General features: G+C 73.1%; 13 protein-coding genes and 1 pseudogene. 6 read left to right on the plus strand and 8 right to left on the minus strand.

The genetic code is table 11. The features are described from left to right. Positions 1-280: 280 nt before the first annotated feature. The 3 genes from E4N63_RS29215 to E4N63_RS29225 form a co-directional block, all read right to left on the minus strand. On the minus strand, positions 281-562 hold the full coding sequence (locus E4N63_RS29215) for a hypothetical protein (protein ID WP_308188760.1): 282 nt from the start codon (positions 560-562) through the stop codon (positions 281-283). A gap of 191 nt (positions 563-753) precedes the next feature. Continuing rightward, on the minus strand, positions 754-1,737 hold the full coding sequence (locus tag E4N63_RS29220) for a helix-turn-helix transcriptional regulator (RefSeq protein ID WP_228429651.1): 984 nt from the start codon (positions 1,735-1,737) through the stop codon (positions 754-756). A gap of 579 nt (positions 1,738-2,316) precedes the next feature. Next, on the minus strand, positions 2,317-3,120 hold the full coding sequence (locus E4N63_RS29225; protein WP_125622987.1) for a M23 family metallopeptidase: 804 nt from the start codon (positions 3,118-3,120) through the stop codon (positions 2,317-2,319). Positions 3,121-3,503: 383 nt separating this feature from the next. Here E4N63_RS29225 and E4N63_RS29230 point away from each other — a divergent pair, with 383 nt between their 5' ends. The 3 genes from E4N63_RS29230 to E4N63_RS29235 all read left to right on the plus strand — a co-directional run bounded on the left by E4N63_RS29230 (position 3,504) and on the right by E4N63_RS29235 (position 6,489). After that, positions 3,504-4,745 carry a hypothetical protein gene (locus tag E4N63_RS29230; protein ID WP_230242138.1) on the plus strand — a complete coding sequence of 414 codons (1,242 nt, stop codon included), beginning with the start codon at positions 3,504-3,506 and terminating at the stop codon, positions 4,743-4,745. A 26-nt stretch (positions 4,746-4,771) separates the two neighbouring features. Continuing rightward, a complete protein-coding gene (locus E4N63_RS30840; RefSeq protein WP_267133928.1) occupies positions 4,772-4,900 on the plus strand; it encodes a hypothetical protein in 129 nt (42 codons plus the stop codon). A 200-nt stretch (positions 4,901-5,100) separates the two neighbouring features. Further along, on the plus strand, positions 5,101-6,489 hold the full coding sequence (locus tag E4N63_RS29235) for an N-acetylmuramoyl-L-alanine amidase (protein ID WP_125622986.1): 1,389 nt from the start codon (positions 5,101-5,103) through the stop codon (positions 6,487-6,489). Between the two features lie 176 nt (positions 6,490-6,665). Here the strand turns inward: E4N63_RS29235 and E4N63_RS29240 are convergent, their stop codons facing one another. Both E4N63_RS29240 and E4N63_RS29245 read right to left on the minus strand, forming a co-directional pair. Continuing rightward, positions 6,666-7,085, minus strand: a complete 420-nt coding sequence (locus E4N63_RS29240; protein WP_125622985.1) for a PIN domain-containing protein — start codon at positions 7,083-7,085, stop codon at positions 6,666-6,668. After that, a complete protein-coding gene (locus E4N63_RS29245; protein WP_125622984.1) occupies positions 7,082-7,303 on the minus strand; it encodes a type II toxin-antitoxin system VapB family antitoxin in 222 nt (73 codons plus the stop codon). The genes E4N63_RS29240 and E4N63_RS29245 overlap by 4 nt, the downstream gene beginning before the upstream one ends. A 171-nt stretch (positions 7,304-7,474) precedes the next feature. Between E4N63_RS29245 and E4N63_RS29250 the strand changes: the two genes are divergently transcribed. Beyond that, the gene (locus E4N63_RS29250; RefSeq protein WP_228429650.1) at positions 7,475-8,770 is read left to right on the plus strand and encodes an aminotransferase class I/II-fold pyridoxal phosphate-dependent enzyme; all 1,296 of its coding nucleotides are present in this window, start codon (positions 7,475-7,477) and stop codon (positions 8,768-8,770) included. Between the two features lie 204 nt (positions 8,771-8,974). Here the strand turns inward: E4N63_RS29250 and E4N63_RS29255 are convergent, their stop codons facing one another. Further along, positions 8,975-9,412: a DUF4396 domain-containing protein gene (locus E4N63_RS29255; protein ID WP_125623007.1), complete on the minus strand. Its 438-nt coding sequence runs from the start codon at positions 9,410-9,412 to the stop codon at positions 8,975-8,977. 638 nt (positions 9,413-10,050) lie between these two features. Here E4N63_RS29255 and E4N63_RS31625 point away from each other — a divergent pair. Both E4N63_RS31625 and E4N63_RS29265 read left to right on the plus strand, forming a co-directional pair. Further along, positions 10,051-10,359: pseudogene (locus E4N63_RS31625) on the plus strand (IPT/TIG domain-containing protein); the annotation flags it as partial. A gap of 123 nt (positions 10,360-10,482) precedes the next feature. After that, positions 10,483-11,601 (plus strand): Ig-like domain-containing protein, encoded by a 1,119-nt coding sequence (locus tag E4N63_RS29265; RefSeq protein ID WP_230242140.1) that lies wholly within the window; start codon positions 10,483-10,485, stop codon positions 11,599-11,601. 131 nt (positions 11,602-11,732) lie between these two features. On the opposite strand, the gene E4N63_RS29270 is transcribed toward E4N63_RS29265, so the two are convergent. Together E4N63_RS29270 and E4N63_RS29275 are read right to left on the minus strand one after the other, a co-directional pair. Then, the gene (locus tag E4N63_RS29270) at positions 11,733-12,647 is read right to left on the minus strand and encodes an AraC family transcriptional regulator (RefSeq protein ID WP_125622981.1); all 915 of its coding nucleotides are present in this window, start codon (positions 12,645-12,647) and stop codon (positions 11,733-11,735) included. 188 nt (positions 12,648-12,835) lie between these two features. Continuing rightward, positions 12,836-14,311: an aldehyde dehydrogenase family protein gene (locus E4N63_RS29275; protein WP_230242701.1), complete on the minus strand. Its 1,476-nt coding sequence runs from the start codon at positions 14,309-14,311 to the stop codon at positions 12,836-12,838. Between the last annotated feature and the right edge of the window lie 27 nt (positions 14,312-14,338).

Below are 14,338 nucleotides of genomic sequence, written 5' to 3' on the forward strand. Positions count from 1 at the left end.
CGCTCTCGAACGGAGGGGACGGGCGCCCAGGGTCCTCCGCTGTCGGCCAGCTGGACATCCGTCTCACCGCAGCAGCGCGGTCCACCGGCTCAGGGCCGCCGGCTCCAAGCGGTGTGCGTGGTGGGCGTGCCGACGCTGCCACTCGCCGAGAAGCCGGCCCGTCTTGACCACCCGCCGGCCCCGGTCGGTGGCCTGCAGGGAAGTGGCGCTTGGATTAACGCCGTTGGCGAGCGGACGCGGTCTCCCGAGGGGCCGTCCCAGTCCGAAGACGGCGGCGATCTCATCCGGAGGCGGAGGCACCGGAACAGTCTGCCGCTCGCGGCACGGCCGCGCATGCGCGTTCGCGGCCACACGACCATTGATGACTGTTGCGTTCGGCGGCGGCGTGCCACCAGCCGGGCGGGGACGGGCCGATGACTTCGGCGGTGGGCTGGTCGGGATGCGGTCCGATCCGCCGTAGAGCGCCGACCCGAACGCGGATGTCGAACCAGCCGTGCCAGTGGCCGTCAGGACCGATTCCGCCGGCAAGTCCCCAGCGGATCTCGCCCTGTTCGAAGGGCATCCAGCCGATGCCGCGGTCACGCGGTCAAGCGCGCGCGGCCGCCATCGGCCGGAGCCAGCCCGGCAGGTTCTCGTAGGCTGCGATGGTCACCCAGTCGGCGCTCGGCGGGTCCATGGAATCCATGATGCCGGGCGGTCACTTGTGCGTGAACGGCCATTCTTGATGGCGGCGACCAGCACGGTGGGCGAAAGTCACCGCAGCGCCCCCTCCAGGAGTGCCTCGCCCAGCGGGGTGCGGCGGTGCATCACGCACAGGCCGCTGCGGCGGGAGGTGAGCAGGCCCGCCTCGCGCAGGACGGAGGTGTGGCGGCTCGTCGTCGACGGGGCCAGGTCCAGGGCCGCGGCCAGGCCCGTCGTCGTCATCGGGCGGTCGAGGAGCCCGAGGAGCTGGGCGCGCGAGGCGCCGATGAGCTGGGCGGCGGGCGGCGTGCTCTCGCTCGGCCGGGAGCGTTCCAGCCAGCCCGGGGCGGGGGAGAGCGGGTGGACGAGGACCGGCGGCAGTTCGTCGTCCGCCAGGGCCAGCGGTGCCCGGACGCAGAAGAAGCCCGGGACCAGGGTCAGCGTCCGCCCGTCCAGCCGGATCTCGCGGTCCATGGGGTACGGGGCGCGGAGCGCGGTGCCCTCGCAGCGCCACTCCGGCAGCACGCCGTAACTGGCGAGCAGCCCCTCCGCACCGCCGGTCAGGGCCGCCTCGGCCCGCTCGGAGCGGTCGGCGGCGGCCTCGGTGCGGATGGCCGGGAGGTACGGCTCGACGGCCACCGCGTAGTACCGGCGCAGCGCCGTGCCCAGCCAGCGCAGGGCCTCCGGGCTGCCCTCGGCCAGCCGCCGCACGCCGCTGGGCAGCGGAGCGCCCGCGTACAGCCGGGAGAGTTCGGCGGCCAGCCGCTGCCGGGGCGTGGACATCACCTTCTCCAGACCGGTGTCGAGGTCCGGTTCGCCGCCGGGGGTGAGGAAGTCGGGGAAGTAGGCGGCGGGCGGGCAGAGCAGCATCAGGCCGCGCACGGCCGCGGTCAGCCCGGACCGCTCCAGGGCTCCGTGCACCTCGCGGCGCCAGGGGTCGAAGACCAGCGCCGTCTGGCGGGTCTGGAGCATGTGCAGGCTGAGCGCGATCTCCCAGAGTGGATCGACGCTCCGCGCCATGCGCAGCCGGGCCAGTTCCCGTCCGCTGAAGTCCACACGCAGCACTGCGCACCCCCGGAATGCGTCGCGGGCCCGCCCTGGTCGGGGACGGGCCGGATCCGGCCGCCTCGGCTTGTCTCCCGTAAGCGTCGCGCGGGAGTCTACGCGGGTAGGCGTCCCGGCGTCAGGTCATCGGACGTGATCCTCACGGGTGTTGACGGTCACAGCGCGGCCCGCCCGGGAACGGCCCGGAAACGGGGGGAGAAGAGGAGGGGAGCGGCCGTCCGGGAGGAGTGGCGGAGGCCGAACGAGCCCGTACGGGTGGGCGGTTGACCCGGGGGCGGTGACCGGGGAGTACGGCGCGTACCGGGGAAGGGGCGGGGAGCGGTCCCGTGGCGGCTCCTCCGGCAGCCGGCCCGCGTGCCCGCTCCCGCCTCCGCGCCGTCCCACGACCGGAACGGCCGCAGGGGCCCCGGAGATCCGGAGCCCCTGCGGCCGTGCTCGCCGTCCTGCACGGTTGGTGCCCGTACGGCCCTGTGCGATCCCGTGCGGCGCGAGAGCGGTGCCGTGCGGCACCCGGCCGGCAGCCCTGCGTTCACCGGCCCCCGTTCGCCGGCCGTCCGGGCCGCCGCGGGGTCAGCACACCGGTACGCCCGGCAGTTTCGAGGCGGGGTGGTCGATGTAGATGTTGCTGATGAAGCCGCCCTGGTCACGGAGCTTGCTCCACCAGTTGTTGGTGTAGCCCTCGGCGTTCACGGTGTCGCCCTGCTTCTGGCAGAGCACGCGGACGCTGGTGGGCCCGGAGAGCACGGTGACCACGGAGGCGTTGAGGCGGGCGTCGGCGCGGACGCGGACGTCGGTGCCCCAGGTGGTGAACGGCGAGCCGGAGCCGCCGCAGCCGTTGTCGCTGGTCAGGTAGTACTGGTTGTAGCTGCCGGGGTAGGCCAGGGCGGAACCGTTGATCCTGATGTTCTGGCCGGTGCCGTTGTAGAGCTGCTCGTAGTGGATGTGCGCGCCACTGGAGTTGCCGGTGCTTCCCGTGACGCCGATCTGCCGGCCCTGGGCGACCGACGCGCCGTTGGCCACCGAGTAGCTCGACAGGTGGAAGTAGTAGGTCTTCCAGCCGCCGCCGTGGTCGATCACGATGTAGTTGCCGGCGCCGCTGGGCTGGCTGTGCCGGGTGGCGGTGCCGGCCGCGGAGGCCAGGACGGGCGTGCCGGCCGTGGAGCCGCCGTCGGAGCGGACGAAGTCCAGGGCGCGGCGCACCTCGGCCGAGTGGTGGCTGTAGGTCCACTTCTGGCCGCAGGGATAGGGGGCCTTGAAGTTGGGCGCGGCGGCCTTGGCCGCGCCCGTGGTCTCCGCCTGGGCGGGCAGGGCCAGCAGGCCCACCAGCGCGACGAGCGCGGTGGCGAGTGCGGCCGGAAGGCGTCTGAGGTTCACGCGTGCTCCTTGGTCGGGGAGGCGGACCGCGGGCCGGGGTGGCCGCGGTCGCCGCGGGACGCCGGAAACGTAAGCGGGCCGTCCCGCCGCTGACAACGAACTCCCGGAGCTCTTCGCTTGAGGTCGAATGCCTTGCCGCCGCCGGAGAAGCTCCGTCAGCCTGTGCGCTGATCAGCGCTTCTGCGCCCGTGTTCCCTTCCGTACGGCCCCGAGGAGTCGGCAGACCGATGCACGCGGAACCACCAGGAACCACCTCGGCCCCCATCCCGCCCGCCGTCCCGTCCGCCGATCCGCCCGGCGGTCCCGCCCCGCACGGCGGCCCGGCGCACGCTCCGGCCCCGCCGCCACCGGCCGCTCGTCCGGCCGCCGCGCGCACCCGGTGGATGCGGAGACCGCTGACCGGGGTCGCCGTCGCGCTGGGGATGCTCGGCGCATTCCTCGCCGCCCCGGCGAGCGCCGGACAGCCCCGCCAGTCGCCGCCCGCGGCGCCCGGCGTGGACATCCCGGCGGACGTCACGGCCGGTGTGGCCGTCTTCGACCGCCGCACCGGCAGCTTCACGGAGCGCGTCAACGCGGACCACCGCTTCCGGTCCGCCTCCATCGTCAAACTGCTGCTGACCCTGGACTTCCTCTGGGACCGCGGCCCCGGCTACGACATCCCGCAGCAGGACCGCGGCCGCCTGGAAGCCATGCTCCGCAGCAGCGACGACGACGAGGCGAGCCACTACTGGGGCCTGCGCGGCCGCAGCGCGATCATCGAGCGGATGGTCCCCCGGCTCGGGCTGACGGGTACCGCGCCGCCGCCCGCGGCCTACCCCGGCTACTGGGGCTACACCTCGCTCACCGCCGCCGACACCGTGCGGATCTACCGTTACATCCTCGATGAATCCCCGGCCCCGGTACGGGACTTCATCATGGGCAACCTCCACCGGGCGACGCGCTGCGCCAACGACGGCTACGACCAGTACTTCGGCGTCCCCTCGGCCTTCGAGGGACCGTGGGCGGTCAAGCAGGGCTGGTCCGGCTTCAGTTCGGGCGGCTGTACGGCGGACGGGACCCCGGCCGCGGCGGATACGGCCGACCGGGCGGGCGCGGCGGGCCCCGCCGGCGCGGCCCGCCCGTCCACCGCCGGCGGGGAGGGCACGCCGCCCGTTTCCCCCGCGTCGCCGGCCCGCTCGGCCGCCGACGTGGACCTCGTCCGCGAGGCCCTGCACACCACGGGCACGGTCGGTCCCGACGACCGGACCATCGTGGCCGTCCTCTCCCTCCACCCGGACGGGACCCCGTACGGCACCGCGTACTCCGGCCTCACCCGGCTCGTCGGCTCCCTGGACGTCCCCGGTGCCCGGCGCCCCTCCGGAACGTGGTTCGAGACCTGGGGCGACGGGGTGCGGATCCGCGCCGGGGCCACGACCTCCTCGGCGGTCGTCAGCACGCTTCCCGCGGGTGCGGACGTCCTCGTCTCCTGCCAGAAGCGCGGGCAGGTGATCTCCGACCCTCCGCACAGCAGCCCCTGGTGGGCCTATCTGCCGCAGTACGGGGGCTATATGACCACCGTCTACATCGACGCCGAGAGCAGACTGCCGGGCGTTCCGGAGTGCACGGACAGCGGCGGCCGGCGGTGAGCCCGCCGGCGACGGTTATCAGGTGCATGACAAATGGTCGCCTCCGGGGATGCGGCGACGACGCCTGGTCGCATCTCCCGGACCACGGCGGCTATCCCTCCACCATCTTCGGCGATGTGGCGGACGCCTGGCTTCCGGGCGTGCCGAACTGCTGAACTCGTATGCCGGTGACGGAAGTCCGTGCGAATCCGCCACCCGTGTACGCACGACCGGATCCGGGCTCCGGCCCCGCGTACCGGCGCACGCGCGCCGGCGCCCGGATCCGCTCCCCCCACCGTCCGCGCGGCACCGGCCACGGGCCCGCCGAGCCAGCCACCACCCCTCACCCACGCGCCGGAGAGCGGAGAGAGATCCGATGAACGCGTTGATCCCGGCCACCCCCCGTCACCGCCGGCTGACCGTCCTGACCGGTACGGCGGTCGCCGCCGCGCTGGTCCTGGCCGGCCAGCCCGCCTCCGCCGCGCCCGAGCGGCCCGGCTCCGGCGAGGTGAACGCGGCCTTCGCGCGGGCGGCGGCCGAGTACGACGTCCCGCGCGACCTCCTGGTGGCCGTCGGCTACGGCGAGACGCACCTGGACGACCACGACGGCGCCCCGAGCCACGCCAACGGCTACGGTGTCATGCACCTGGTGAGCAACCCCGGGCAGCACACCCTGGAACGCGCCGCCCGCATCACCGGCGAACGCGTCACCGACCTGAAGAAGGACACGGAGGCCAACATCCGCGGCGGCGCCGCCGTTCTGCGCGCCCTCGCCGACGACCTCGGCCTGGACGCCGCCGAGCGCGACCGGCTCGGCGCCTGGTACCCGGTCGCCGCCCGCTACGGCGGGACGGACGGCGAACGGGCCGGCCGCCTCTACGCCGACACCGTCTACGAACTCCTGGCCACCGGCATCCGCGGCCACGCCGACGGCGGCGAGCAGATCCGCGTCAAGCCGCTGAAGGTCGCGCCCGAGCGCGGCACCTACGCCGACGTGGATGTGACGGGGGAGACCGGCGAGACCGGCGCCCAGAGCCCGGACTACCCGCCCGCGCAGTGGGTCCCGGCCAACTCCGCCAACTACGCCACCGGCCGCTCGCAGTCGATCAGCGCGGTCGTCGTGCACGTCACGCAGGGCTCGTACGCCGGCACGATCAGCTGGTTCCAGAACCCGGCCTCCGAGGTCAGCGCCCACTACGTGGTCCGCTCCTCCGACGGCCAGGTCACCCAGATGGTCCGCGACAGCAACACCGCCTGGCACGCGCGCTCCGGCAACGCGTACTCCGTCGGCATCGAACACGAGGGCTGGGTCGACGACCCTTCCTGGTTCACCGACGCCATGTACCGTTCCTCGGCCGCGCTCACCCGGCACCTGGCCGACAAGTACGGCATACCGAAGGACCGGGCGCACATCGTCGGCCACCACGAGGTGCCCGGCAACGACCACACCGACCCCGGCCCGCACTGGAACTGGTCGTACTACATGGAACTGGTGCGCGGCGGCAGCAGCGGCGACACCAAGTCCTTCCCGACCTGGGGCAGCGACGTCAGCATCCGCCAGGCCGCGACGACGAACTCGACGCGGGTGGCCGGCCTGGCCGGCCCGACGACGGTCCGGGTGCGCTGCCAGGTGCGCGGCCAGAAGGTGACGTACCAGGGCTACACCAACGACGCCTGGGCCTACCTGCCGGACTATGGCGGCTACGTCTCCAACATCTTCATCGACGTCCCCGAATCCTGGCTCCCGGGGGTGCCGACCTGCTGATCCGCCCCGCAGGACGGAGACACGGGGGACGGCCGGCCCGCACAGGCGCCGGCCGTCCGCCCGGCCCGGGCCATCGGGCGGGCCGGGCGGAAACGGGCTCCCGCAGTGGCACACTCGGGAACTCGCACCGCACCACACCACACCGCGCGGAAGCGCCAGGAGCTCACCGGAGCCGCTCAGAGTCCCGGGATGTTGCGCACATTGCGCTCACTGACGTCGGGCAGAAAGCGGGCCACGGTGACGAAATCGGCGTCGTCGTGCAGGACGATCAGCCCGTGGTGCGCGGCGGTCGCGCAGATCATCAGGTCAAGTGGCCCGGCCGCGCCGAGGGCCCCTTTTCCGGCGAGAGCGTACTGCGCCGAGTCGACCCAGTCCCACAGTCTCTTGGGGAGCGGGACATCGGGGTAGAGGTCGGTGAACATCTCCCCCATAGCCTCGTACTCGGCCGCGTTGCGGGCCGAGCGACGGAACTCGGCCCGCTGCGCGGCGCACGACCCGATGGCCCGGAGCGTGGTGGTCTCCAGCCACGCGGCACTGAGCTTCTCCTCGCGCAGGAGGCGCCACAGGCCTGAGGAGTCGAGTAGGTAGTGGATCACGCGCGACTCTGCTTGTCCTCGGCGCGGCGCCGCTGCCAGCCCTCGTAGTCCCAGTGCTGGGCGGTGCGGAAGTGCTTGGCCACGAGAGCGGCCCGTTGATGGCGTTCGGCGTATTCGCGGAGAGCGGCGTTGACCACGTCCTTCTTGGTGCCGCCGCCGGCGACGCGCATGGCCTTTTCCAAGGCGTCGTCATCGAGGTCGATCGTCGTCACACTCATACTGGACTCCTCTATTCAAAGGCAATGTCCATCATATATATCCCTGAGGTGCCGGTCATCCCCTCCCAACGCCCCGAGCCGGGCCCGGCGCCCGAACCGAGAGGGGCTCCACGCTCCCTTGGTACATTGGCGGCTGCCCTGCTCAAGCACCATGTGCGCTGGAGGAATACCGTGTCGTCTGGGTCCGTACAGGAATCCGCCCCCCTCTCCGGGGCGGCGGGGCTGGAGGCCGCCCGCAAGGAGTACGCCGAGCTGCGTGCCCGGGGCCTCAGCCTGGATCTGACGCGGGGCAAGCCCTCGCCCGAGCAGCTCGACCTCGCAGGTGATCTGCTGTCCCTCCCCGGCGCCGGGGACGTCAAGGCCGCCGACGGCACCGACACCCGTAACTACGGCGGCCTCCTCGGCCTCCCGGAGCTGCGCGAGATCTTCTCCGGCCCCCTCCAGGTGCCCGCCGGGCAGCTCCTCGCGCTCGGCAACGCCAGCCTCACGCTGATGCACGACAACGTGGTGCAGGCGCTGCTCTCCGTCGTCCCGGGCGGCGAGCGCCGCTGGGCGGACGAGCCGCGGGTCCGCTTCGTCTGCCCCGTCCCCGGCTACGACCGGCACTTCGGGGTCTGCGAGCGGTACGGCATCGACATGGTGCCCGTCCCGCTCACCGGCGAGGGCCCGGACATGGACGTCGTCGAGGAGCTCGTCGCCTCCGACCCGACGATCAAGGGCATGTGGTGCGTGCCCAAGTACAGCAACCCCACCGGTGAGGTCTACAGCGACGAGACCGTGCGCCGGCTCGCCGCGATGCGCACCGCCGCGCCCGACTTCCGCCTCTTCTGGGACAACGCCTACGCGGTGCACCACCTCACCGGGGAGCGGGTCGAGATCCTCTCGATCCTCGACGCCTGCGCCGAGGCCGGGAACCCCGACCGCGCGTTCGTCTTCGGCTCCACCTCCAAGATCACCACGGCCGGCTCCGGGGTCGCCTTCGTCGGCTCCTCCCCGGCCAACGTGGCCTGGATGAAGGAGCGGCTGCTCAAGCAGACCATCGGCCCCGACAAGGTCAACCAGCTGCGTCACGTCCGCTTCTTCCGGGACACGGACGGTGTGACGGCCCACATGGAGCGCCACCGCGCGCTTCTGGAGCCCCGCTTCGCGGCGGTGTACGAGGTGCTGGAGAGCGAGCTCGGACCGCTCGGCATCGCCGAGTGGACCCGGCCCAAGGGCGGCTACTTCGTCAGCCTGGACGTCCCCGACGGCTGCGCGAGCGAGGTCGTCCGCCTTGCCAAGGAGGCGGGCATCGCGCTGACCCCGGCCGGTGCCGCGTTCCCGTACGGCAAGGACCCCCGTGACCGCGAGATCCGGCTGGCGCCCAGCTTCCCCTCGGTCGAGGAGGTGCGCGAGGCCATGCGCGCCGTCGCGGTCTGCGTGCGGCTGGCCGCCGCCGAGCAGGAGGCCGCCGGCACGGCCGGCTGATCCACCGGACCCCGCGGCGAACGACGGGCCGGTATCCCGGGCACCACCGGGAGACCGGCCCGTCCGCGTGCCCAGCCCAGGAGAAGCCCCACCCGGGGAGTCGAAGCCGCGTTCCGGTGAGGCCTTCCGGTGTCCCGCTTCCCGGCTTCCCGTGCCCCCGGCTTCCCGTGCCCCCGGCGTCCGGGGCATCCGGACCGGCCGCCGTCAGTGATGGTGGTGGGCGTGGACGACCGCGTGCCCCAGGCCGCGGGCTATGAGCCAGCGGTTGACCGGTACGGTCAGCACGAAGGCGACGGCCAGCGCGAAGGCCAGGGCGGCCCAGAAGAGCCAGTTGGCGAGGCCCGCCTCCATGGCCCCGGGCACGCCGACCATGACGGCGTTGTCCACGGTCTCCATCACGAGAATGGAGACGGTGTCCGCGGCGAGGGCCACCCTCAGCGCCTCGCGGAAGCTCAGCCCCGCGCGGAGGACGCCCCGCATGGTCAGCGCGTACCCGAAGAAGAAGGCGAGGGCGACGGCCAGCGCCACGGTGACCCCGGCGGACAGCCCGGCCGCTGTGCCGATGACCATGCCCAGGACCTCGCCGATCGCGCACCCGGTGAGGCAGTGCAGCGTGGCCTGCGCGGCGGTGCGCCATGACACCGGGACCGTGCCGTGGCCGCTCCCGGCCGGTGGGTGAGCGGTGTGGGATTCCGCCGGTTCTCCGGCCGCGCCGTGCGGCTGCCCGGCGTGAGCGGTTCCCTCCGGGGCGGTGGTGTGTCCCACCCGGGGGGTGTACCCGTGACCGGTTCCGGTGTGGCTCTGCTCGCCGGTCCCGTGGGTGTGCTCGTGCGCATGCTTCATGACGATCCCTTCCCGGATGCGCGGCCGGTGCCGCGGCCTGTCAGGAGACATGTATACCCCCATGGGGTATACATGTCGAGGGGTGGGCGGCCCGGCCCTCGATGACGCCGGCCCCGGGCCGGGTACGCCCGGGTGTGCGGGAAGCGCGCCGGGGTCGCGGGGCGGTGTGAACCGGCGCGTCGTATAAGACGTTTGATTCTTGTTGTTGCGCATCGTCTTCAATGTCCCGGTTGGCGCCTTCTGGGTCCGGGGATGACCAGAAGGTCCAGAACGCGTGGCTGCTTTCCGGGTCGGAGGACACCGGCAGCCCGCCGCATCATGGCGCCCGGGGCCGGGCGAGCCGGACGTTTCGCGGCGCCTTCCGCGAACCGGTACCGCGCACGGCCCCTTCCGGCCCGGGCCAGACCCATCGCATCCGCAGGAGACGGGAGATCGTCATGGGTTCGCCCATTCAGCGAGGCCAAGCTCGCATTCCCCGGCCGGGTGGCCCGGGGCCGTCGGGCAGCAGGCTCGACGCCACCGCCCGGGCGGCGGACGACACCGGGGTGCTCCAAGTCGCCCCGACGGTCACGGGTTTCGCCCCGGCCACCGGTTCGCCCGACGGGGGCACACCGGTGACGATCACGGGCACGGAGTTCGTGAACGTCCAGTCGGTGAGCATCGCCGGTGTGGAGGCCGCGGCCTTCACGGTGGACAGCCCGACGAGCATCACGGCGACCACGGCTGCGGCCGCGACGGGGACATCGGGCCCGGTGGCGGTCACCACGCCGGACGGTACCGGTGCGTCGGCCGCGTCCTTCACGTATGTGGCGGCTCCGGCGGTGACGGGCTTCGTGCCGGTGGCGGGTCCGCCGTCGGGCGGGACGGCGGTGGAGATCACGGGTTCGGACTTCACCAACGTCACCGGGGTGTCGGTGGCGGGTCAGCCGGTGGCGTCGTACACGGTGAACAGCTCGACCGGCATCACCGCCGTCACGGCGCCGGCACCCCCGGGTTCCAGCGGCCCGGTGACGGTGACGACCCTCTACGGCACGGGCAGCAGCGGGGGTGTCTTCACCTACGTCTCCGAGCCGACCACCACCACCGTGGTCGTCGAGACCGTCCCGGCGTACTGCGGGGACGACGTCGTCATCACCGCGACCGTCACCTCGCCGACCGGCCCCGTCACGACGGGCACCCTCACCTTCCTCGTCACGGAGAACGGCCCCGTCCAGGTCCTCGCTCCGGACGCGTCGGGCCAGGCCAGTGCCACGTTCACGGACCTGCCCGTGGGGCTCCGCCACGCCGTGGCCGTGTACGAGCCCGCGGACGACAGCCATCTGAGCTCCGCCTCCGCCGTGACTCCGGTCACCGTCAGCGTGGCGCCGACCACCACCACGGTGACCGCCGTCCCGAACCCCGCCGACCCCGCCGAGAGCGTGCTCCTCACGGCCACCGTGGCCGGTCCTCCCGGCCACCCGGGCACCCCCACCGGCACGGTCACCTTCAGCGCCGTCGGCGGCGGCGTCCTCGGCTCGGCCGAACTGACCGGCGGCCAGGCCCAGATCACCACCTCCGGCCTGCCCGCCGGAACAACCACCGTGCAGGCGGACTACGAGGGCGACACGTGCTTCGGCGCCTCGTCCGGGACCGTCGACGTGGTGGTCAACCCGCCGGCCCCCACCCTGCTGACCGCGACACCGGCCACCATCAGGCTCCGCAGCAACGGCACCTTCGTGATCCGGAACGTGAGTGCCACCCTCACCAGCGGCGGGACCCCGCTGCCAGGGCAGACGATCCACTTCGCGATCAACACGGGCACCGGCACCCACCCGCTCGGCCAGGCCGTCACGGACGCCACCGGGAAGGCCACCCTGCCCGACACCACCGTGCCGAACGCCCTGGCCACCTCGCAGACGTACCAGGCCGAGTTCCTCGGAACCGCGACCTACGCACCCGCGTCCGCGACCGGGAGCATCACCTTCCAGCCGTTCCCCATCCTCCCCTGACCCTGTCCGTACGGGACCGGGAGCCCGGGCTCGTGCCCGGCGGCCCCGGAACCCTCGATTCCTCCCTTCCACCGCGGGGCCGTGCCGGACCCTCTCCGGCACGGCCCCGCCGGCCGTCCCCGGCCGGCCCTCTAGACCGCGGCTCCCCGCGCCGCCTCCCGCCGGTCCGCCCGCTCCGGCTCCACCGGGATCCACAGCTCCGCGTCCGCCGCGGCCCCGTCCTCCGACAGCCGGGTCCGCAGGATCTCCGGCCCGGGCCGGCTCCGGTACGGATTGGACGGGAACCACTGGGTGAACACGTCCCGCCACAGGGACTGCAGGGCCTGCGGGAACTCGCCCGAACTCTCGAAGACCGCCCACATCCCCGCGGGGACGGCGAGGGAGTCCATCCCCTCCGGCACATCGGTGCCGGTGTCCGTCACCACGCCGTGGTAGTAGTCGAGTTCGGTCCCCTCCACCCGTTCGCCGGGGTCGGCGGGCAGACGGTCGCTGACCCCGACGATCCCGCGCGGCTCCTGGCCCGGCAGGGCCTCCAGCCGCCGCAGCGTGTCCTTGCCGATGCCGCGGATGAACGCGGCGATCTCCGGATTCACCCCCTCGTGCACCAACGGCACCCGGGCTCTCTTCCCGGCCACCGTGAACCCGGTCTTCTCCACGATCCGGTAGCGCATACTGCTGTTCCCTTCGACGACGAGCCGGAAGGACATCCGGGGCTGCGAGCTGAGCACCGCGCCGGTCCGCCGGGCCTCACCCGGGCCGACGCCGTGCACGGCGCGGAACGCCCGGGCGAACGCCTCTCCGGAGCCGTAGCCGTAGCGCACCGCGACGTCGAGCAACGTGCCGTCCCCCGCGAGCACTTCGGCGCCCGCGACGGTCAGCCGCCGGCGCCGGACGTACTCGGACAGCCCGATCCCCGCCAGCGCGGAGAACAGCCGCCGCAGGTGGTACTCCGAGGTGGCCGCGATCCGCGCCAGCTCGGCCGGCTCGATGGGCCGGTCGAGGTTGCGCTCGATGTACTCCAGGGCCTCGTTGAGCCGTTCCAGCACCGCCGGATCTCCTTCCCTCTGACCCGCTTCACGCTAGGGAGGAGACACCCTGCCGCACCCGACATCCTGTGCCCGGTCCGGTCGGGCCCGTGAACCGGCCGGGCCGGCGGCCTTCCGGCGGGGACCGGACCACGCGGACCGGGACGCGGGCCGGGAGCCCGCCGGAAGGCCCTCGGCCCGCCGGCCGGTCAGCGGGCGAACCAGCGCTGCGGCGTGGGGGCGGTGTTCTCGTAGATGTGCTTCGCCTGGCGGTACTCGGCGAGGCCGTCGTGGCCGAGTTCCCGGCCGATGCCGGAGCGCTTGAAGCCGCCCCATTCGGCCTGGGGCAGGTACGGGCCGAAGTCGTTGATCCACACCGTGCCGTGGCGCAGCCGCCGGGCCACCCGCTCGGCCCGGCCGGCGTCCTTCGTCCACACGGCGCCGGCGAGCCCGTAGTCGGTGTGGTTGCCGAGCTCGATCGCGGCCTCGTCGCCGGTGAAGCGCTCGACGGTCAGGATGGGCCCGAAGGTCTCCTCCTGCACGATCCGCATGTCCCGGGTGCAGTCGTCGAACACCGTCGGCCGGTAGAAGAACCCGTCCCGGAGGCCGGGTTCGTCCGGGCGGCGGCCGCCGGTGAGGAGGGTCGCGCCCTCCCGGAGACCGAGTTCCACGTACGACTCGACCTTCTCCCGGTGCTCCGCGGAGACGAGCGGGCCGCTCTCGGTGTCCTCGTCCAGTCCGTTGCCGAGCCGGATGTGCTCGGCGCGGGCGACGAGTTCGGAGACGAACGCGTCGTGCAGCCCGTCCTCCACGATGAGCCGGGTGCCCGCCGAGCACACCTGCCCGGCATGGAAGAAGACGGCCATCAGGGCGTAGTCGATCGCGGCCTCGAAGTCGGCGTCGGCGAAGACGATGTTGGGGTTCTTGCCGCCGAGTTCGAGGGCGATGTTCTTCACCGTCCCGGCCGCCGACCGCATGATCTGCCGGCCGGTCTCCAGACCGCCGGTGAAGGACACCAGATCGACCCGGGGATCCTCCACCAGGGCGGCGCCGACCGTCCCGCCCGGGCCCAGTACGAGATTGACCACGCCCGCGGGCGCACCGGCCTCCTCGAACAGCTCCACCAGCCTGATGGTGGTGAGCGGGGTGATCTCGCTGGGCTTGATCACCACGGTGTTGCCGGCCGCCAGCGCGGGCGCCACCTTCCACGACACCTGGAGCAGCGGGTAGTTCCAGGGCGCGATCAGAGAGCAGACACCGACCGGCTCGTGGACGACGCGGCTGCGGATCCGGGGGTCGCCCGCGTCCACCAGCCGCCCGGAGTCCGCCACGGCCTGGCCGGCGTAGTACTCGAACACGGCCGTCACATCGTCCACGTCGATACCGGACTCGACGAGCGTCTTGCCGGTGTCGAGCGTCTCCAGCCGGGCGATCCGCTCCCGGTCCCGCTGGAGGAAGCCGGCCACCCGGCGGAGCAGCTCGGAGCGCTGCCGCGCCGTCCACGCCGGCCAGGCACCGCCGTCGAAGGCGGAGCGCGCCGCGTCCACGGCGGCGCGGGCGTCGGCTTCGCCTCCCTCGTCCACGGCGCAGACGACGGACTGGTCGTAGGGGTTGATGACGTCGCGGGTGGCGCCGCCGGTAGCGGCCTTCCATACCCCGTCGATGAAGAGACTGGACGTGGGAATTCCTTTCCCGGGTGAGCGGCGAAGGCC

Origin of the sequence: Streptomyces sp. MNU89, assembly GCF_020982505.1 — a bacterium.
In the GTDB taxonomy this organism is placed as follows: domain Bacteria; phylum Actinomycetota; class Actinomycetes; order Streptomycetales; family Streptomycetaceae; genus Streptomyces; species Streptomyces xinghaiensis.

Excerpts from the sequence above, each read along its gene's own strand:
- E4N63_RS29215 (WP_308188760.1), bottom strand. The coding sequence starts at position 562 with ATGCCCTTCGAACAGGGCGAGATCCGCTGGGGACTTGCCGGCGGAATC.
- E4N63_RS29230 (WP_230242138.1), top strand. The coding sequence starts at position 3,504 with ATGCGGAGACCGCTGACCGGGGTCGCCGTCGCGCTGGGGATGCTCGGC.
- E4N63_RS30840 (WP_267133928.1), top strand. The coding sequence starts at position 4,772 with ATGACAAATGGTCGCCTCCGGGGATGCGGCGACGACGCCTGGTCGCAT.
- E4N63_RS29235 (WP_125622986.1), top strand. The coding sequence starts at position 5,101 with ATGAACGCGTTGATCCCGGCCACCCCCCGTCACCGCCGGCTGACCGTC.
- E4N63_RS29245 (WP_125622984.1), bottom strand. The coding sequence starts at position 7,303 with ATGAGTGTGACGACGATCGACCTCGATGACGACGCCTTGGAAAAGGCC.